This is a genomic window from Streptomyces sp. NPDC016640 (genome assembly GCF_043076215.1).
In the GTDB taxonomy this organism is placed as follows: domain Bacteria; phylum Actinomycetota; class Actinomycetes; order Streptomycetales; family Streptomycetaceae; genus Streptomyces.
In genome coordinates, this window is record NZ_JBIBRG010000015.1 from 38,436 (window position 1) to 57,253 (window position 18,818).

17 protein-coding genes and 2 pseudogenes are annotated in these 18,818 nt (G+C 70.7%); 12 read left to right on the forward strand and 7 right to left on the reverse strand.

Annotated features, from left to right (window positions below; all coding sequences use genetic code 11):
• Window positions 1–182: 182 nt before the first annotated feature.
• Complete coding sequence (locus ACF07S_RS26770) at window positions 183–830, forward strand: transposase (RefSeq protein WP_391966978.1); 648 nt, start codon at window positions 183–185, stop codon at window positions 828–830.
• Here the strand turns inward: ACF07S_RS26770 and abc-f are convergent.
• Complete coding sequence (gene abc-f, locus ACF07S_RS26775) at window positions 744–2,399, reverse strand: ribosomal protection-like ABC-F family protein (protein ID WP_391975314.1); 1,656 nt, start codon at window positions 2,397–2,399, stop codon at window positions 744–746. The two genes, ACF07S_RS26770 and abc-f, sit on opposite strands and share 87 nt — an antisense overlap.
• 283 nt (window positions 2,400–2,682) lie before the next feature.
• Here abc-f and ACF07S_RS26780 point away from each other — a divergent pair.
• A pseudogene (locus ACF07S_RS26780) lies at window positions 2,683–2,790 on the forward strand (IS6 family transposase); the annotation flags it as partial.
• The gene (locus tag ACF07S_RS26785) at window positions 2,748–3,182 is read left to right on the forward strand and encodes a hypothetical protein (RefSeq protein WP_391975315.1); all 435 of its coding nucleotides are present in this window, start codon (window positions 2,748–2,750) and stop codon (window positions 3,180–3,182) included. The pseudogene ACF07S_RS26780 and the gene ACF07S_RS26785, both read left to right, overlap by 43 nt.
• 79 nt (window positions 3,183–3,261) lie before the next feature.
• On the opposite strand, the gene ACF07S_RS26790 is transcribed toward ACF07S_RS26785, so the two are convergent.
• Window positions 3,262–3,990, reverse strand: coding sequence for an SDR family oxidoreductase (locus tag ACF07S_RS26790; RefSeq protein ID WP_391966945.1), 729 nt, complete (start codon window positions 3,988–3,990; stop codon window positions 3,262–3,264).
• Between the two features lie 75 nt (window positions 3,991–4,065).
• Between ACF07S_RS26790 and ACF07S_RS26795 the strand changes: the two genes are divergently transcribed.
• The 8 genes and pseudogenes from ACF07S_RS26795 to ACF07S_RS26830 all read left to right on the forward strand — a co-directional run bounded on the left by ACF07S_RS26795 (window position 4,066) and on the right by ACF07S_RS26830 (window position 11,701).
• Complete coding sequence (locus tag ACF07S_RS26795) at window positions 4,066–4,443, forward strand: MerR family transcriptional regulator (RefSeq protein WP_391966944.1); 378 nt, start codon at window positions 4,066–4,068, stop codon at window positions 4,441–4,443.
• A 437-nt stretch (window positions 4,444–4,880) separates the two neighbouring features.
• Window positions 4,881–6,233: an FAD-dependent oxidoreductase gene (locus tag ACF07S_RS26800; protein ID WP_391975392.1), complete on the forward strand. Its 1,353-nt coding sequence runs from the start codon at window positions 4,881–4,883 to the stop codon at window positions 6,231–6,233.
• A gap of 83 nt (window positions 6,234–6,316) precedes the next feature.
• Window positions 6,317–6,617, forward strand: a pseudogene (locus tag ACF07S_RS26805) (hypothetical protein); the annotation flags it as partial.
• Between the two features lie 252 nt (window positions 6,618–6,869).
• On the forward strand, window positions 6,870–7,526 hold the full coding sequence (locus ACF07S_RS26810) for an urease subunit gamma (protein ID WP_391966943.1): 657 nt from the start codon (window positions 6,870–6,872) through the stop codon (window positions 7,524–7,526).
• Window positions 7,516–9,345: an urease subunit alpha gene (locus tag ACF07S_RS26815; protein WP_391975316.1), complete on the forward strand. Its 1,830-nt coding sequence runs from the start codon at window positions 7,516–7,518 to the stop codon at window positions 9,343–9,345. Before ACF07S_RS26810 ends, ACF07S_RS26815 begins: the two co-directional genes overlap by 11 nt.
• A 56-nt stretch (window positions 9,346–9,401) precedes the next feature.
• A complete protein-coding gene (locus tag ACF07S_RS26820) occupies window positions 9,402–10,076 on the forward strand; it encodes an urease accessory protein UreF (RefSeq protein ID WP_391975317.1) in 675 nt (224 codons plus the stop codon).
• 27 nt (window positions 10,077–10,103) lie between these two features.
• Entirely contained in the window at window positions 10,104–10,799 is a 696-nt protein-coding gene (ureG, locus tag ACF07S_RS26825) for an urease accessory protein UreG (protein WP_391975318.1), read from the forward strand.
• The gene (locus ACF07S_RS26830) at window positions 10,796–11,701 is read left to right on the forward strand and encodes an urease accessory protein UreD (protein ID WP_391975319.1); all 906 of its coding nucleotides are present in this window, start codon (window positions 10,796–10,798) and stop codon (window positions 11,699–11,701) included. Before ureG ends, ACF07S_RS26830 begins: the two co-directional genes overlap by 4 nt.
• Window positions 11,702–11,899: 198 nt before the next feature.
• Here the strand turns inward: ACF07S_RS26830 and ACF07S_RS26835 are convergent, their stop codons facing one another.
• The 5 genes from ACF07S_RS26835 to ACF07S_RS26855 all read right to left on the reverse strand — a co-directional run bounded on the left by ACF07S_RS26835 (window position 11,900) and on the right by ACF07S_RS26855 (window position 17,330).
• The gene (locus ACF07S_RS26835) at window positions 11,900–12,433 is read right to left on the reverse strand and encodes a GNAT family N-acetyltransferase (protein ID WP_391966938.1); all 534 of its coding nucleotides are present in this window, start codon (window positions 12,431–12,433) and stop codon (window positions 11,900–11,902) included.
• 462 nt (window positions 12,434–12,895) lie between these two features.
• A complete protein-coding gene (locus ACF07S_RS26840) occupies window positions 12,896–13,108 on the reverse strand; it encodes a hypothetical protein (RefSeq protein ID WP_391975320.1) in 213 nt (70 codons plus the stop codon).
• A gap of 425 nt (window positions 13,109–13,533) precedes the next feature.
• Window positions 13,534–14,439 carry a hypothetical protein gene (locus ACF07S_RS26845; protein WP_391975321.1) on the reverse strand — a complete coding sequence of 302 codons (906 nt, stop codon included), beginning with the start codon at window positions 14,437–14,439 and terminating at the stop codon, window positions 13,534–13,536.
• A gap of 392 nt (window positions 14,440–14,831) precedes the next feature.
• Window positions 14,832–16,076, reverse strand: coding sequence for a class I SAM-dependent methyltransferase (locus ACF07S_RS26850; RefSeq protein ID WP_391975322.1), 1,245 nt, complete (start codon window positions 16,074–16,076; stop codon window positions 14,832–14,834).
• A 435-nt stretch (window positions 16,077–16,511) separates the two neighbouring features.
• Entirely contained in the window at window positions 16,512–17,330 is an 819-nt protein-coding gene (locus ACF07S_RS26855) for an SDR family NAD(P)-dependent oxidoreductase (protein WP_391975323.1), read from the reverse strand.
• Window positions 17,331–17,607: 277 nt separating this feature from the next.
• Between ACF07S_RS26855 and ACF07S_RS26860 the strand changes: the two genes are divergently transcribed.
• The gene (locus tag ACF07S_RS26860) at window positions 17,608–18,768 is read left to right on the forward strand and encodes an SDR family oxidoreductase (RefSeq protein WP_391966934.1); all 1,161 of its coding nucleotides are present in this window, start codon (window positions 17,608–17,610) and stop codon (window positions 18,766–18,768) included.
• Window positions 18,769–18,818 lie beyond the last annotated feature (50 nt).

Here is an 18,818-nt window from a genome sequence, read left to right on the forward strand (position 1 = left end):
CGGGAACGTCTGCTGCAGCAGATCCAGGCCGCGGCTGACGCGGCGGGTGAAACCGACTGGGACATCTCGGTGGACTCCACCATCGTCCGCGCGCACCAGCATGCGGCCGGCGCCCGCATCGATCCGCCCCTGGCGCCCGGCTCGAAGGGGGGCGGCGAGGTGGAACACCAGGACGAGCCGCCGTGGCAGAGCCTCGTCGGCCGCCTGGTGGAGGTGGTGCTGGAGGTGAGGGGCTGGGTCGTTCGCGGGGCGGGTTCACCAGCAAGGTCCATCCGAGCGCGGACGGCCGCTGCCGCCCGCTGTCCTTGGTCACCACTCCAGGTCAGCGGGCGGACTGCACCCAGCTCAAGCCGGTCCTGGAGAAGATCCGTGTCCCCGGACCAGGCCCAGGGAGGCCGCACGAGAAGCCGGACAGCCTTACCGCGGACAAGGCATACGGCAACAGGCCATGTCGGGAGCACCTGCGGCGGCGGGGCGTTCGGCACACGATCCCGGAGAAGACCGACAGCCAGGTGGCCCGCCTGCGGAAAGGCTCACGCGGCGGACTGCCGCAGCCGCGAAGAACCCGACGACGATGCTCACCCCGGCATCACGCCGGACCACCCGCGACCGTGATCGGCCGGACAGCTCCCAGGCGACGGCAGAGCCACTCAGGACTCACGAACCGACAACGTGACAATGCCGCTCGGACACCTGGTGGCACGGGTAGAGGTCTTCTCCCGGAGGGGAAGGACCCGGGAGGGTCAGCGCCTGCGGCCCGCGTGCAGCTCCAACTGCTCCCCTTCGAAGCCTGTGCGGAAGTCGCGGTCGTGCGAGACCGCGACCACTGATCCCGGGTACGTCGCGAGCGCCGCCTGAAGGTCCTCGACCAGGTCGAGGGCGATGTGGTTGGTCGGCTCGTCGAGGACGAGGAGGTCCGCGGGGCAGGTCACCAGGCGGGCGATCTGCAGACGCCGTTGCTGGCCCGCGGACAGGGCGGCGACCGGAACGTGCAGGTCCTCCTCGCGGAACAGCCCCAGTGCCAGGAGTCGTTCGACGTGCTCGTCCGGCAGTCCCGGCCGCCCGGACGCGAAGGCGGCGAGCAGCGAGAGCCGCGTGGAGTGCACGGGCAGTTCCTGAGCGAGGTAGCCGATCCGGGCGGGGCGACGCACCGTGCCCGCGTCCGGCTCCAGGTCGCCCGCCAGGACGCGCAGCAGCGTCGACTTGCCCGCCCCGTTCTCGCCCGTGACCAGTAGCCGCTGTCCCGGTGCGATCGCCAGCAGTCCGTCCAGACGCAGCCGCTCCCCGACCCGCACACCGTCGAGCTCGGCGAGCGGGCGGTCGGCGGGACACCCGGCGTCCGCCGTCGGTGTCACCGTGAACCGCAACGGTTCCGGCGGTGCCGCCACCGGGTTGCGGCGCAGGTGCGCCAGCCGGTCCCGGGCCGCCCGCACCTGTCCGCCGAGCTTCGCCTCGTGTGAGCGACGGTGCTTGCCGAAGCCCTGCCGTGGGTCCTTGCCGGTGGTGGCCAGCCGCTTACCGGCGGACTCCAGCAGTTCCTCCATGTGGGCCACCTCCCGGAGCCAGTGGACGTGCTCCTGCTCCGCGCGGCGCCGGGCGGCGGCCTTCGCGGTGCGGTAGCCGGCCCAGCCGTCGCCGTACCGGTGCACCGTGCGCGCATCCCGGTCGACCTCGAGGATCGTGGTGGCGATGCGTTCCAGGAAACCGCGGTCGTGGGTGACCGCGACGACGGTCCCGCGGTGGGCGCGCAGATGCTCCTCGAGCCAGTGCACGGCCGCCGCGTCGAGGTGGTTCGTCGGCTCGTCGAGGAGCAGCAGTTCGGGGGCGCCGGCCAGCACGCAGGCGAGCGCGAGCCTCGACTGCTCGCCGCCGGACAGCGATCCCAGCACACGGTCGCGGGTGATCCGGGCGAGTCCGAGCCCGTGCAGGGCTGCGTCGACGCGGACTTCCGCCTCGTATCCGCCGCGTTCCTCGTAGGCGATCAGCAGCTCGCCGTACGCGGCGAGCTCGTCCTCGGACGCCTCGCCCAGGTGCTCCTCCGCCGAGCGCAGCCGGCGCTCCATGTCACGAAGCTCGGCAAGGGCGAGGTCGACGGCGTCCTGCACGGTGCGGTCCGCATCGAGGCCGGGGGTCTGGGTGAGGTGGCCGGTGCCGCCGGGGAAGCTGACGGTGATCTCCCCGGCGTCCGGCGTCTCGACTGCGGCGAGCAGCCGCAGCAGGGTGGACTTGCCGGAGCCGTTCTCGCCGATGACGGCGGCTTTCTCACCCGGACGGAGGGTGAAGCCGACCTGGTCGAGGACGGTCCGGGTGCCGTAGGACTTGGTGACGTCCCTGACGGACAGCTGCGCCACGGCAGCGGGGACGACAGTGGGCAAGGTGGTGCGGGCGCGGTCGCGCATGTGACTTTCCCTGGGCGTGCGAAGGTCCACGGGCAGCGGAAACGGCGGCAGCCGCCGTGCCAGGACTCAGACGAAGAAGAGAAAAGCCATGCCCCCACCATAACAAGACGAACCGTCTCGCCTCAATTCGTATGCGCCGCGGAATCCATGATCCCCGCAGCGCCCTCGTCCGCCCGGGGCGCTTGTCCCTGCTCGAGCGGAGGATGCTGTACGGGGGCACTGTCACGTTGGCTGACCGAGTGGGACGATCTTCTGGTTGGCCGTGCTGGGAAGGGGTTCGCTCGTGCCGTCCGCGCCGCCGTCGTACAGGGGGCACCGGTACCCGGTCGAGGTGATCGCGCACCGCGTGTGGCTGTGCTTCCGCTTCCCGCTCAGCTTCCGCGAGGTCGACGCCGTTTCAGCCCACGGCCAGTAGCGCTGCCCGCCCCGGTCCGCGTCGCCGGAACCCGCTGGAAGATCGAGGGGACCTTCCAGGCCGGCGAGGGCCTCGCCGGCCTGGATGAGCGCCAGGTCCGCCGCCACACCCCCTGGCTGCGCCGGGTGACCCTCGCGATGCCCGCCCACGCCTTCCCGGCCGTGGTCCGCGCCGGCGAGCACTACGAACACCCCGCCCCCACCGGACTCATCGCCCTCACCCGCAACGAAATACAGCGACTGTTCGCTCTGCCCGCCGCATCCCCGAACGGCCAACGCGACCATCGCCTGCACTGGCCCCTGTGGCGTCGTCGGCACCAGGCCCGCGCCCGCGACTGCCACTACCGCCGGCGCGAGGCCACAGCGTGAGGATCCACAGCTGCGGATGGAGTATTCATTGACCGAGCTCAGAAGCAACCGACCGAGGTCAGTGCGCCCCGAGGGCCCCTCATGCCGCCGTTAGCGCCGCCAGGGCGCGGTCCATCGCGGCGTTGAATTCTTCCGGCGCCAGCGGCAGCCTGGACTTGACGTCCCGGCTCCACTGGTCGGCGAGGACCTCGGCGGAGCCCGCCTCGACACCGTCGAGCGCCGCGTCGGCCAGGTCCGACGGCGCGATCTTGGCCACGGGCCAGCCCGCGGCCATGTCGGTGTCGGCCAGGCCGAGGTGCACCGCTGTCACGAGTGTGCCCTGCTCGGCGAGTTCCAGGCGGACGCCGTTGGTCATGGCCCAGGCGGCGGCCTTGGTCAGGTGGTAGGCATTGGCGCCCCTGCCCCCGAACCATGACATGGCGGAGAGGACGTTGACGATCGCGCCCCCGTCGTTCCTGGCGAGCGCCGGCGCGAACTCCCGGATCATTCCCAAGTGGCCGAACACGTTGGTCTCCAGCTCGTGCCGTACCGCGTCCAGCGAACCGGTCACCAGATCGGTCCCCGTCTGGATCCCCGCGTTGTTGATGAGCAGCGAGACGTCCGGGGCGGCCTCGGCTGCGGCCCTCACGGATGCGGGATCGGCGATGTCGAGGGGCAGCACGTCGACCCCGGGCAGGTCCACGGTCTCGGGCCGGCGAGCCGTCGCGTAGACCTTGCGGGCGCCCCGTTCGAGCAGGCGCTGGGCGAAGGCGCGGCCCAGGCCGCGGTTGGCTCCGGTGACAAGGGCAACTGAGTTGGTGATGTCCATGCCCGGTACGCTAAAACCTGACGCCAACGTCAGAGGCAAGCGCTGATCATCAGGGCCGGGGTGAGAGGAATCACCATGACCGTCACAGAGGCCGCGACCGAGCGGCTGATCCGCATCGGCGAGGTGGCACGGGGTGCCGGCGTCTCGGTACGCGCCGTGCGCTACTACGAGCAGCAGGGACTGCTCATCGCCGAGCGCAGCCCATCCGGCCAGCGCCTCTACCGGCAGGATGCCGTCACCCTGGTCCGCTTCTTCCAGCAGATGTTCGCCGCCGGCCTGACCAGCCGAAGGATCACGGAACTCCTTCCGTGCTGGGACTCCGGGCACACCGACGCCGAGCAACGAGCCATGCTGCGCGCCGAGCGGGACCGCATCCAGGCCAAGGTCGACGACTTGCAGGCTGCCCTGGACCGCCTCGATCAGGTCATCGCGATCACGGACACGCACCCGTAGGCGCGGCCGGTCGGACGTCGCACCAGCGATCTACGGCTGGAGTATCAGCCGTTCGCGAAGCGTTCGGGATCCGGGGTGCCCTGGGTCTGCCTCCGCCCGGCCATCTGCGCCTGGCCTCTCCATACGACCCGGGCGCGCGCTGGGCGGCGAAAGGCGAGGGTCTGTTCCGGTGCGGGTTCACGGTTCGTCCGACCGAGAGCTGCGACGCTCTCTGCGGGACCCCTGCAGCGCGCGGCGCGGATCGGCCTCTACGACGGCCTCGCCGGACCTCTCGGCTTGTGCTGTCCTCCGAACGGGCGGGCAGAAGGGCTGAAACTCGGTCAACCCGGCCCGGACGGCGGGATACTTGTGTCGATTCGGTGTCGGGGCGACCAGGGAGTGGGCCGGTGAACTCTGCCGTAGGTGCGGGCCGTCGGGGTGGGCGGCATGTGGTGGTCGTGGGTGGGAGCCTCGCGGGGCTGCTCGCGGCGCACGTGCTGGCCGGGCATGCCGACCGGGTGACCGTCGTAGAGCGGGACCGGTTCCCGGGCGGTGCCGAGCCGCGATCCGGGGTGCCGCAGGGGCGCCATCCCCATGTGCTGCTGCAGGGTGGGCAGGTGGCCATGGAAGCGCTGCTGCCGGGCTTCCTCACGGAGTTGCGGGAGGCGGGCGCGCCGTGGGTGGGCATGCCGTCGGACATGGTGCTCTGGCAGGCCGGGCGCTGGTTCCGCCGGGTGTCCGCCTCCACGCACATCTGCACCGGGTCCCGCGCGCAACTGGAGGAGCTGGTACGGCGGCGGGTTCTCGCCAACCCGCTGATCGGCACCGTGGAGGGCGCCGATGTCGTGGGGCTCCTCGGTGACGCCTCGCGGGTGCGGGGCGTTCTGCTGCGGGAGCGGTCCGGGGACGCGCGCGCAGAACCCCGGGCCCTGGAGGCCGACCTGGTCGTCGATGCCTCCGGCGCCGGTACGAAGGCGCCGCAGTGGCTCGCCGCGATCGGCGCCGCGGCCCCACACGAGGAGACCCTCGACACGGGGCTCGCTTACGCTTCCCGCGTCTACCGCGGCCCGAAGGGGGTTCTCGACGGTGCGACCGTCGGGTACTACGTCTATCCCGGCCCCTCCCAGTTGCACGGCGGCGGTGCGCTGCCTCTGGAGGACGGCACCCACCTGGTGATCGTCTCCGGGCTGCGCGGCAACGAACCGCCCACGGACGACGACGAGTTCGTGACGTACGCCAAGCGGCTGGGCCATCCGCTCCTGGACCGCTGGATCGATGAGGCCGAACCGCTCTCCCCGCCGTTCGGCTACCGGCGCACCGCCAACGTCCGCCGCCGCTACGACCTGCCCGGCCCGCCGGCGGGATTCCTCGCCACCGGCGACGCGCTGTGCACCTTCAACCCGGTCTACGGCCAGGGCATGGCCGTCGCCGCGATGAGCGCGGTCGCCCTGCGTGACGCGCTCGCTGACCCGCGCCGTACGCCTACGACCCGGCGCGTGCAGCGGGCGTTGCTCGCGGCGTCCCGGCAGGCGTGGGACATCTCCGCCGGGGCGGACCGCAAGATGCCGGGTGCCCTTGGCAACGCCCTCGACGGCGGCCCCGCGGACCGGGTCGCGGACTGGTACCTGGGCCGGGTCCAGGAGAGGGCACCCGGCGACCCGGTCGTGGGCGGCGCCTTCCGTGCCGTACTGGCGCTCGCCCGGCCCGTCTCCGCGCTGGTCGCTCCGCCGGTGGCCCGCGCCGTCCTCTTCACTCGGCCGGCGCCGACGCCCACGGAGCCTCCCGCGGCACCGGAGGGACCCGAGGTCTGAGCGGGCGGGGTCCGGCAGACGAATGGCACCGGTCCAGATCTCTTCGGGTGCTCCGGCATGATTCGGGTGCTCCGGCATGATCGGAGCTCGGCGCGGACCGGACCTCGCGGCGCACGTCGGCCGAGCTGTTCACCGTGTTCGATCCCGGCGGCTCACTGCCGCACGAGGCGTTCGTGGAACTGACGGGGTCGCCCACCGCGAGCGTCCGGCTGTTCCCCGAGGACGATGCCAGGATCACCGTCGAGGGGGTGGAGTTCCACGACGTGGCCACGGGACTCCGTCCCCGGGTTCCTCAGGTCCGTCTACGGCGGGCTCACCACCCCCGGGGGGCGGCTGTTCCCGCCCGGCCGGTGGCTCATCGTGCCGCTGCCCGGGGACGAGACCGCCTCCACCTGGCGAGGAGCTCATCAGGGCATCAAGGGCAGTCCGTCCACCTCAAACGCTCTCCGAGTACAGCACCCCGTGCACCACACACGCCTGCTTTTCACTCGTTCGGTGCGGACAGTAGGTGTTTTGCCGATTCTGCTACCTGATGGCTCGAGGATCGGTCTGCGGCAGCTCACCAGCGTTCCCCGCGCTGTTCCCGTGGGCCTGGGCCGCGCGGATCGACCGATGAGCAGGAAGGGGGAAGCGCGTATGCATCTGACTCCGCACGAGCAGGAGCGTCTGCTGGTCCATGTGGCGGCGGACGTGGCCCGGCGACGCCGTGAGCGAGGCCTGCGGCTGAACTATCCGGAGGCCATGGCACTGCTGGCGGCGCATGTGTACGAGGAGGCCCGGGCCGGGGCGACAGTGGACACGGTCATGGAGTCCGGCCGACGCGTGCTGACCCGGGACGAGGTCATGGACGGTGTCCCGGAGATGATCAGCAACGTGCAGGTCGAGGCGACGTTCCCGGACGGGACGAAGCTGGTGACGATCCACGATCCGTTCGACGAGGCGGACAAGGACGTGACCGTCCATCCGGGCAAGCTCGAACTTCTCCCCGATGACGAGGAGCACCGGATCGTCTTCAACGAGGGACCGGCTTATGTGGACCTGGCCGTGAGCAACCCCTCGGACCGTCCGGTTCAGGTGGGTTCCCACTACCACTTCGCCGAGGCCAACGAAGGCCTCGTTTTCGACCGTGAGGCCGCGCACGGCATGCGTCTGCACATCGCCTCGGGTACCTCGGAGCGGTTCGAGCCGGGCGATGAGCGCACCGTGCGGCTGGTGCCCATCGCGGGTGAGCGCATCGTCCGGGGTCTTCAGGCCGGCAAGAGCGAGCAGGAGACGAATCTCGATGAGCAGTGAGACCGCTCGGCCGTACGATCCGCTGACGCGTTCGCGGTATGCCGACCTGTACGGTCCTACGGTCGGCGACCGGGTGCGGCTCGCCGACACCGACCTCGTGCTGCGGATCGACGCCGACTTCAGCGGCGGCCCCGGCCGCAGCGGTGATGAGATGGTCTTCGGCGGCGGCAAGGTGATCCGCGAGTCCATGGGCCAGTCGCACATTCCGCGGGATGATCCCCGCGAGCCGGTGGACACCGTGATCACCGGTGCGCTGGTCCTGGACCACTGGGGGGTGGTGAAGGCCGACGTCGGGCTGCGCGACGGGCGGATCAAGGCGATCGGCAGAGCGTACAACCCCGAGACGATGTCCCCGAGCCCGAACAGTCTCCAGCGTTTCTCGGACTTCGTCGTCGGTCCCGAGACGGAGGTGATCGCCGGCAACGGACGCATCCTGACCGCGGGTGGTGTCGACACGCATGTGCACTTCCTGTGCCCCGGGCAGATCCATGAGGCGCTCGCCTCAGGTGTGACGACGCTGATCGGCGGCGGCACCGGGCCGGCCGAGGGCAGTAAGGCGACCACGGTGACGCCGGGCAAGTGGCACATCCAGCGGATGTTCGAGGCACTGGACTCGTACCCGGTGAACATCGGTCTGCTCGCCAAGGGCAGCACCGTGTCCGAGAAGGCGCTGCGGGACCAGGTCGCCGCCGGCGCCCTGGGCTTCAAGATCCACGAGGACTGGGGTGCCACGCCGGCGGTGATCGACGCGGCCCTGAGGGTGTGCGACGAGACCGGCGTCCAGGTCGCCCTGCACGCCGACTCCCTGAACGAGTCCGGGTTCGTGCAGCACACCTTCGCCGCGACGAAGGACCCGGCAGCCAAGAAGGCCCGGCATCGCAGCCTGCACATCTTCCACGTCGAAGGCGCCGGCGGCGGCCACGCACCCGACATGATCAGCCTGGTCGGCAAACCGAACGTGCTGCCCGCGTCGACGAACCCGACCCGCCCCCTGACGGTCAACACCGTCAAGGAGCACATCGACATGATGATCGTGTGCCACCACCTCAATCCCGAGGTCGAGGCGGACATGAAGTTCGCCGACTCGCGGATCCGGCCCTCCACCATGGCCGCCGAGGACCTTCTGCACGACATGGGCGCCATCTCGATGATGTCCTCCGACGCGCAGGCCATGGGCCGCATCGGCGAGATGATCATGCGGACCTGGCAGACCGCGCACGTCATGAAGACCCGCTACGGCCACCTCCACGAGGACGACGCCCAGGCGGACAACTTCCGGGCCCGCCGCTACGTCGCCAAGTACACGATCAACCCGGCCGTCACTCACGGCATCGACCACGAGGTCGGCTCCGTCGAGGTGGGCAAGCTGGCCGACCTGGTGCTGTGGGAACCGAAGTTCTTCGGCGTGAAGACGCACATGGTCATCAAGGGCGGCCAGATCGCCTACGCGCAGATCGGCGACGCCAACGCCTCCATCCCCACCCCCCAGCCGTTCCTGCCCCGCCCGGTATGGGGCTCCACCGGCCGCTCCCCCGGCGCGAACTCCTTCAACTTCGTGGCCGAGCTCGCCGCCGACGGCGAGCTGTCCCGCAGCGGCCTGTCCAAAGGGCTGCGCGTCATCAAGGACACCCGCGGGGTGACCAAGGCCGACATGGTGCACAACGACGGCATGCCGGAGGTCGTCGTCGGCCCCGACACCTTCGACGTGACCATCGGCGGCGCCGTCGAATCCGATGTACGCACCACGGTGAATGGCCAACAGATCGCACTGAACTACGCCACCGAGCTGCCCATGGCCCAGCGCTACTTCCTCTTCTGACCCGTCCGTGGCCCCGCACGGGTCACCTTGTTCACAGAAAGGCAGGCCGCTGTTCCATGACCCGTGCTGCCCTGCTCGTCCTGGCCGACGGCCGTTTCCCGGCTGGCGGATATGCCCACTCGGGCGGTATGGAGGCCGCAGTGGCCTCCCACAGCGTGCACGACACGGCGAGCCTGGAGGCGTTCTGCCGGGGTCGTCTGCACACCGCCGGGCTGACCGCCGCCGGTCTCGCCGCCGCCGCGGCCACGGGACACGATCTCCTGGCGCTGGACGAGGCCGCCGACGCCCGCACCCCCTCGCCGGCGCTGCGCCAGGTCGCCCGCAGGCTCGGCCGGCAGATGCTGCGGGCGGCCCGCGCCACCTGGCCCTCACCGGACCTCGACCAACTCGCTCGCAACCGGCCGCAAGGAGTGCACCAACCGGTCGTCCTCGGTGCCACGGCCCGGTCCGCCGGCCTGACGCCGCTGGACGCCGCCCGGTGCACCGCCTACGAGAACGTCAGCGGACCGGCGACCGCGGCGGTACGGCTGCTGAGCCTGGACCCGCTTGATGCCACCGCACTCCTCGCCCGGCTCTCCGGTGAAATCGACGACGTCGCCCGCACAGCCGCCGACGCGGCCACCCGCATCCCCGCCGACGGCGTCAGCGCACTGCCCGCTGCCTCTGCCCCGCTGCTGGACATCATCGGTGAGCGGCACGCCGCCAGGACCGTCCGCCTGTTCGCATCCTGAACCGTCTCCACGCCTACGGGAGCCACCGTGCACCTCGAACATCCCACGACTTTTCCCCACCGCCACACCCATGGCGCCGAGCCGGTGCGCTCCGACGGCAGCCGCCGCGCGCTGCGGGTCGGCCTGGGCGGACCGGTCGGCTCCGGCAAGACCGCCACTGTCGCCGCGCTGTGCCGCACCCTGCGCGACCGGCTGTCCATCGCCGTGGTCACCAACGACATCTACACCCGTGAGGACGCCGAGTTCCTGCGCCGCGAAGCCGTCCTGCCCCCGGAACGCATCACCGCCGTGGAAACAGGAGCCTGCCCGCACACCGCGATCCGCGACGACATCTCCGCCAACCTCGAAGCAGTCGAACAACTGGAACAGACGCTGCATCCCCTGGACCTGATCCTCGTCGAGTCCGGAGGCGACAACCTCACCGCCACCTTCTCCCGCGGACTCGTCGACACCCAGGTATTCGTGATCGATGTGGCCAGCGGCGACGACATCCCCCGCAAGGGCGGCCCCGGCATCACCACCGCCGACCTCCTGATCATCAACAAAACCGACCTCGCGCCCCACGTCGGAGCCGACCTGGACACCATGGCCGCCGACGCGAAAAAGCAGCGCGGCACCCTGCCGATCGCCTTCACCAGCCTCGCCACCACCGACGGCATCAGTCCCGTCGCCGACTGGCTCACCGGGCGTCTCGCCGCCTGGCGTGCCGGAGACGCCGCATGACCGGCACCACACAACTCCCCGCCACGGGCCCGCCCGGCCGCGAGCCTCGGGCCGACGCTGTCGACGCTCACCTCGCCGCATCGGGGCACCAGGCCGGCGCCTCCGTGGACGGCGCCCGCAACCCCTGCACCGCCGGTGTCCACGCCACCGCCCGTATCCGCGCCGGCCACAACGGCCGCACCACCACCGTCCCGCTCCTGCACAGCGACGGCCCCTTCCACTTGAGGCGGCTGCGCCCCCGCGGCAAACGGGCTCGAATCACCGTGCTCGGGGCCATGAGTGCTCCCCTGGGCGGCGACCGCCTCGCACTCGACGTCACGGCCGAGTCCCGGGCCCGCCTGGAGGTGACCACGGCCGCCGCCACCATCGCCCTGCGCGGCCCCACCACCGCACCCGCCACCTACGACGTCCGCCTCACCATCGGCGAGGACGCTTCCCTGAACTGGCTGCCCCAACCACTGATCAGCACACGCGACAGCGCCCTGTACCAAACCTGCACCGTCGAACTAGCCCCGACCGCCCGGTTGCTGCTGCGCGAGGAGCAACAACTCGGCCGCACGACCGAACCCTCTGGCCTGCTCTTCACCCGGCTGACCGTACGGCGCGACGGCCGCCCCCTCCTCGACCAGCACACCTTTTACGGTGACCCGGCCACCGCCTGGGACGGCCCCGCCGTCCTGGGCCTCCACCGCGCCGCCGGACAACTCCTCGCCATCCATCCCCGCCTGAACTCCGACCACCCACCGCTCCTCCTCGAGGACCACCCGGCTGAAGGCCACGCCGTACTCGTCCCCTTGGCGAACGCGCCCGCACTGCTCGTCACCGCGATCGCCCCCACACCCGCCCGCCTGCGCCAACTCCTCGACACCGGCCTTACTCACATCCGGGCCGCCGCGCCCTGATGTACGAGCATCCGGTCCTCACACGCGTACCGGTGATGGGGATTCTTGAAAACCGCCCTGTCAGCGGTTCCGTGAAAGCGCAGGTCAGCTATAGGAGGACACCACCCGTCCGCGGGTGTCCGTACCGCCGCGATCAATGCGCTCGGGGACGTAGGGAGAGTGGTCGGCTGTTCTGTGGCGATCGACGGCTCGGCCGGTTCATGTCTGGAACTCGGTGAGATCGATGATGTGAACGCGCAGCGGGTAGCCGTACACCGGGTGTGCCGTCTCTCGCGCGGGCACCATGCCGAGCTTGCGGATGACCTTCTCGGAGGCGTCGTCCCCCGCCCGGCTGATGCTGATGACGCGGTCCAGGCCGCGGTCCTGGAGTGCGAACTCCAGTGTGGCGTGCGCGGCTTCGGACGCGTACCCCTGGCCCCAGAACTGTGAGCCGAGCCGCCAGCTGATCGCCACGGCGGGCATCACCTCCGGCAGGAACTCGGGCACGGACAGCCCTGTGAAGCCGATCAGTTCGCCCGAGGCCAGCAGCTCGACGGCGAAGAGTCCGAAGCCCTCCTCGTCCCAGTCCTCCTCCCACCGCTCGATGTCCTGGGCCGTGTGGTCCAGGTCGCGCACCGAGCCGTCGTCGACCCAGCGCATGACCCGTGGGTCCGCGTTGATCTCCGCCATCGGCGCGAGGTCGTCGTCGTGCCAGCTACGGAGGAGGAGACGGGGTGTGCGGATCTCGGTCATGCACCCATCCTGCCGAAGACAAGCGCCTCACCGGTAATCCGGCGCTCGACCGCGCCGCCGCTCCGGAACCACGACGCGTCAAGCCGTCTGCACCGCACACCGTGACGGAGGAAACATCGGGCCGCCGGCCGGCCGGACGACGTGCCGTTTCGGCAGCGTGGTCGAGAGGCCGGACCGATTCGGCGGCAGCCTGCCGCGGTACCGGATCATTCACGGAATCGCGGTCAGAGCTTCGGAAATCACCAGGCCTGTCCATCGCCCCACTTGGTTCAGAGCTCAACGGAGTGGGGGATTCCCACGAGCGAGGCGCGCGTTGCCGACCGGGGCCGCCCGCTCGTGGAATGTGCGAGCCGTACCGGCCCGTGAGGAGGATCGGAACGGCGAGTAGCGACAGGGCAGGGCCAGGTCGGCAGGAGCGGGGGCTTCCCCCCTCCGCTACCCGTTCCGGAGTCTGAGCAGGTGTCAGCGCCCACTCGCCGCGCACGTAGTCAGTGCCGCCTCGTGCGGGTAGCTGATCGCCGTGCGCACCATGCTCGGCATCACGCGCCTGACCGCCTTCCCGTCGTCCCGGTCCGTGTCGACGTGGTCCCGGCCCTCGGCGCGTCGCAGTACCTCGGACAGCAGGAGGGGCCGGGACTTCGGGACGTTGTTCCCGGCGCGCTCCGGGCGGTTCACCGCAGACGGTGCAGACGCGGGGGTCAGGATCCCTTCGAAGCAGGTACGAGCGAAGCCGCCGGGGCCTTCGTGATCACGTTGCGTGGCTCTCAGGCAGCCCCGGCCGGGCCAGCACCGGCCGCAGCAGTCGTGAGCGGTGATGGCCGGGTTCGCCTTCTTGCCGCACCCCCTGTGACGACGCACCTAGGAGCCGCCTGCGTGGTTGGTCCAATGGCGGTGTCCGAAGGGGGTGCGGCTGTCGCGTCCGGTGACGGCACCCCAAGTACCGGCAGCTCCTGCACGTCGGGCGGGCCGTCACCTCCCGCGCCCTGCACACCGCCCGCAGGACAGGCACCTCTCGCCGTGCCAGGGGCCCGCGCCTCCTGCGGGGTGCGGGCCCCTGGAAGGAGACGGGCCGGCTACCACGCCCGTCGCTGCGGGTGCGGTCAGGACTGGCTCACCGCGGTGAGCCACAGCTCCACGTCGGTGAGGAGGAGCCGTCCCGGGCGCTGGGCCGCGGTGTCCGGGACGACGGCCCGTACCACTGGCCGGTCGCCGCTGTCCACGCTCACTTCCGTGCCGTCGAAGTCCGGCGTCTCGGCGCGAACGGTCGACCGCAGCTTGGCCCCGAGACGGTCGGCGGTCGCCTTGTTCTTGGTGACGAAGCACATGATCTCGGTGTTCTCGGCGGCGGATGAGGCCTGCTGGCCTACGGCGGACAGCCGTACCGGCTCGGCGGGGGTGAAAGGACCGAAGTCGGCGCGGTACACGTCGCCCAGGCAGTCGGCGGCGCTCCAGTAGTCCTTGTGGTCAGCCAGTGATGTGCCCTCCCGGGGCTGCACGGCCGCCATGGGCTCGGGTCCCAGGGACGAGTAGGAGATCTCGTCCTGCGCAATTTCAAACGACGTTTCCTTGGTGCCGGAGCGCGCCCAGACCCGTGTGCCGTTCACTTCTCGCTGCCGGTAGCCATTCTCCTTGAGCGCTGCGGTGATGGCCTCCGCGTCGAATGTTCCCTCCCAGTGACCCGCTTGCGCGGTATCGACCGAGACGTCGATCTGAGTGGCCTTCAGGTGCCGGCCCCAGGGGGCGGCGTCGTACCGGCTCAGCAGACTTCCTCCCGGCCGCGCGATGTGGCGGTACCGCTTCGGGTCGTCCTTGCTCAGCTTCCGTGCCTTGGCGGCATCAAGATAGATCACCGAGTCGTTGCCGTTGGCCTCGGCCAGGGCAGACAGTCCTTTGAGCAGTTCCGAGTCCTCGCTGTCACGGCTGGGAACTGACGAGCACCCTGTGCTTGTGGTCAGGACGGCGACGGTGATGACGGCCAGGGCACCTCTCCATGCTGCTGTGTGCATGGCAGGGCAGCCTATCCGCGTCGTCGTCGAGGAAGTCAAAGGGATCCCCCGTAACTCCGGAGACCGCTTGCCGACGCGGCAGGAGCGGCCCGATGAACTCCTATGCCCTCGGTGAGTTGCGTATGCGTCACAACACAGTCCTGTCGGACCAGCACCCGGCCCCGGGCTTGATCACCAGGAGTCCACGCCCCCGATGACCACGCGGTGGCCGTCCGCGTTACCGGCCGGGTCCACCAGCGAAATCGCGGAACCGGACTGGAGCACCGGGGGCGCGCGGCCGCCGGAAGGGTGGGGTGCTTCCGCACAGTCGCCCGCCGCCGTCCGTGGGTGCGGGGAAAGGTCGCCGACGGCGTCCGGCTGCGGCCGAGGGCGGGAACGACAGACGGTGACGATCAGCAAGGGGGCGCTCCGGCCGGGTCCTCGCTTGCCCGCGGCCTCCGGTATCCGCTCGGCTGTGCGGTGAGGACGTGCCGGCCGACCGGTCGGGGCCGGAGGTAGACCAGGTGCTGGACACCGGTCAGACCGGCCTCGAAGGACAGCAGGCCGACGGCGAAGAAGAGCCGCCAGACAGCCACCGTCTGGTACCCGGCCAGCGCGGTGGCCTGCTCACGGTTCTCCTCCAGGTTGGCCAGCCAGCACCGGACCGTGGGGACGAAGTGCTCCCGGATGTTCTCCGCGTCGAGCAGTTCCAGGCCGGAGCGTTCGGCGAGCAGTGCGCTGCGGCCCACCGTTTCGAGACGGAGATCCGGGTGCGGGTACCGGAGCATGAACGGGCTGGGCATCAGCTTCCGTCCGTTCGGCAGTACACACAGCTCGTGGCTGAGCACGCGGCCGCCCGGCACCACCAGCCGGGCCAGGGCCGCCGCGTGCTCACGGTGACCGGACCGGGACAGGTGGTGGGTCATCTCGATACTGGCCACTGCGTCGAACGGACCGTCCTGGACCGCCCGGTAGTCCTGCAGCCGCACCTGGACCCTGTTGTCCAGACCCGCCTCCTCGATCCGTCGCGAGGCCAGTCGCGCCTGATTCCGGGCGAGGGTGACGCCCACCCCTTCCACGCCGTAGTGCTGCGCCGCGTGCAGGAGCAGGCTGCCCCAGCCACAGCCGAGGTCCAGCAACCGCATCCCCGGCCGCAGGCCGAGCTTGCGGCAGACCAGGTCGAGCTTGGCCCGTTGCGCCTCGGCCAGCCCGTGACCGGCCTGCTCGCCACCGGGCCAATACGCGCAGGAGTAGACCATGGTGGGCCCCAGTACCAACCGGTAGAACTCGTCGCCCACGTCGTAGTGGTGCCGGACCGCGCGGGGCCCGCGGTATCCGCGGACCTCGGCCGAGGGCCTGGCCACGGGAGGTCCGAGAATCCTGCGGTCCAGCCCGGTCCGCAGACTCGCCAGCCCGGCGCCCACCAGGTCCAGCCAGGAGGCTCCCAGCATGGAGCCCAACTGCCGCATGACGCCGACCAGATCGCCCTCGATGTCACAGTCACCGGCCACGAACGCCCGGGCGGCCCCGAGCTGTCCGGGCCGCCAGAGCATCCGGCGTACTGCCCGGGGATGACGCAGCACCAGCGTCGAACCAGTGTCGGATCCGGCCGTGCTGCCGTCCCAGGCGCGAATGCCGAACTCCAGCGGTGCTCCCACCGCGTGCTCCACGAAAGCAGAGACCTGCTGGGCAGCGCCCGAGGTTCCTCTTCCTCCCACGGTCCCTCCGGACGTCACCGACGGGCGGGAACCGGCACCATGTTCAATGGCGCCGACTTCCCCTCATTGAGAGCCGATTGTTGCCGAGCGGCAGTCACTGGCGGTGATCCGTGGGGTGCTTTCACTCGAAGGGGTCACATCAGCCGACCGCTCGAGTGCGTGTTCGCCAAGGCGTCGGCGTGCCGTTGGGACCGCTGTCGCCACCCGCACCGGTGAAAACGCCGGGGAACCCAGGGAACATACGTACCTGTCACCCGCGTGGGCCCGGACCCGCCGGCTGTCAGCCCGTGGCCGCGAGCGGGACGGCCTCACTTCACGCCCACCGGCTCGTCCCGCCCCACCCGGCCGCACCCGGCGAGCCGCGCACGCGGCGATTCACCGGGGCTTCCGGAAACGGCCGGCACCCGGGCGCCAGAACCCACCCGGCGCCGAGAAGTCCCACGACAAGGGCAGCAGAAGAGGCCGCGGGAGGTGCCGCAGCCCCCAGACCGCCAGCTTGTAACGCACGCTGGGCACGCTGATCCTCCTGCCGCGCTCCAGATCGCGCAGTGCCGCGTCCACCACCCGGTCGGTGTCGAGCCACATCCAGCGGGGCAGGCCCGTCAGATCGATGCCGGAGCGTTCGTGCAGCTCGGTGTGGGTGAAGCCGGGCAGAAGCGCCATGACCCGGACACCCGCCCGGCGTACCCGTGCGGACCCGCCCACCGCCTCGGAGAAGGCGAGCACCCACGACTTGCTGGCCGGGTAAGTGGTGGCGAGGCCGCCGGGACCGTACGCGCTGAACGAGGCGACGTTGACGATCCGGCCCGACCTCCGCTCGATCATGGCGGGCAGGACGGCATGGGTGAGTCGCAGCACCGCGCGGACGTTCACCGCCAGCAGTCGTTCCTCATCGGTGGCGTGGGTGTACGGGAACGGCTCCCTCAGCATCATCCCCGCGTTGTTCACCAACAGGTCGACGGACGGTGTCGCGGTCAGGCGGTCCTCTACGGACCGGCAGCCGCCGGCCGTGGACAGGTCCGCGGTGAGGACCTCCACCCGGACACCCGACTCCCGTCGCAAGTCCTCGGCGAGCTCCTCCAGCCGGTGCCGCGTGCGTGCGACGACGACCAGGTCGTGGTGTGCCCGGGCGAGGTGCCGCGCGAAGGCCCGGCCGACACCCGAGGTGGCGCCGGTTACGAGAGCGAGGGACATGACGGCCTCCTGGAAGTCGGGCTCTCGCGGGTTTCGCGACACGAAAGGACGGGCGGACCGACCGTGGGCACGGGAGTGAGGCCGTCGGGTTCCACCCGCCGGGACGGCGCGGCGGGTGGGGGAAGGCGGCGGGCACCGGTGCCGGGGAACCCGCGGCGCCCCGGAACTTTTCGCCCGGCTCGGGGCGCGAATCGCATCCCAGTGGACGAACCATACACACAACTTGACTATATCCTAAAGTAATCGGTTAATTTCAAAGAGTGACTACTGTTCTCCCGTGAGCCGGTCCATGCTGCTCGGCGTGACCACACTGCTCACCGGCGCCACCGGATTCCTGGGCTCGAGGCTCCTGCTCGGTCTGCTCACCACCCGCGGACGGCACGTCACCGTACTTGGCAGGGGAACCGTCTCCGAGCTGCGCTCCCGCGTCCTTGTGATCCTGGAGGACCTCGCGGGAGGCGGGATCGGCGCGCGGGCCCGTTCGCGGCTGCGCTGCGTCGCCGGCGACGTCACCCGGCCGTGGCTCGGCCTGGCGCCCGCCGTCTACGGGCGTCTGGCCCGGGAGGCCGAGGCGGTGTGGCACTGCGCCGGGGACATCGCGCTGACGGGAGAGCGCGAGCGGCTGTTCCGGGCCAATGTGCACGGCACCGAGCGCATCCTGCAGTTCGCCGAATCGACCTCGCCGAGCTGCCGGTTGGTCCACATGAGCACCGTGGCGGTGGCGGGCGGCCGCCGGACAGGCGTGGTCGCCGAAGAGGACCTCACCGACACGTCCGGGTTCGAGACCCACTACGACGAGTCCAAGTACCGGGCGGAGACGTTGGTGCGGGACTGGGCGCGGCGGCTGGACCGGCCGGTCGCCGTCCTGCGTCCCGGCATCGTCGCCTCCGGGCGTGCGCACCGGGAGGGAATGCCGGGCCACCCGCTGCGAGTCCTGGGCGACATGATCGGCACCATCGCCCGCAACGGTGCGCCGGGAATCCCCCCGGCGGTGTCGCTGCGCCGGGGCGGGCCGGGACTGCGGCTGAGGCTGCGCGTGCCGGCAGACGCGGAGTTCAACATCGTCCCGGACGGCTACGCCACGGAGGCGATGCTGCGCATCGGCCATGACGCGGCGGAGGACCTCGGACACGGCGTGCGGACGTTCCACGTCGTACATCCGGGAGAGACGCCGATGCGGCTGATCGTCGAAGCCATCGAGGCCCACCACGTCGGCCTCACCCTCGAATGCGTCGGTGACCTGCCGGACCCCACGCCGGCCGAGAGCTTCGTCGCGGGTCACCTACCGGGATTCCTGAGCTACTGCCACCACAGACGCGCCTACGGCCGCAGGTCCGCCCTCGCCTGGACGGACGGACTTCCCGATCCGGCTCCGATCGACCGGGACTACCTGGCGCGGGCCATGGGCTTCACCGGGGCGGTGCCCCACGCCGGATGACCGAGGACATGTCACCACCTGTCACGTCACTCGCGCATTCCCCCACACGC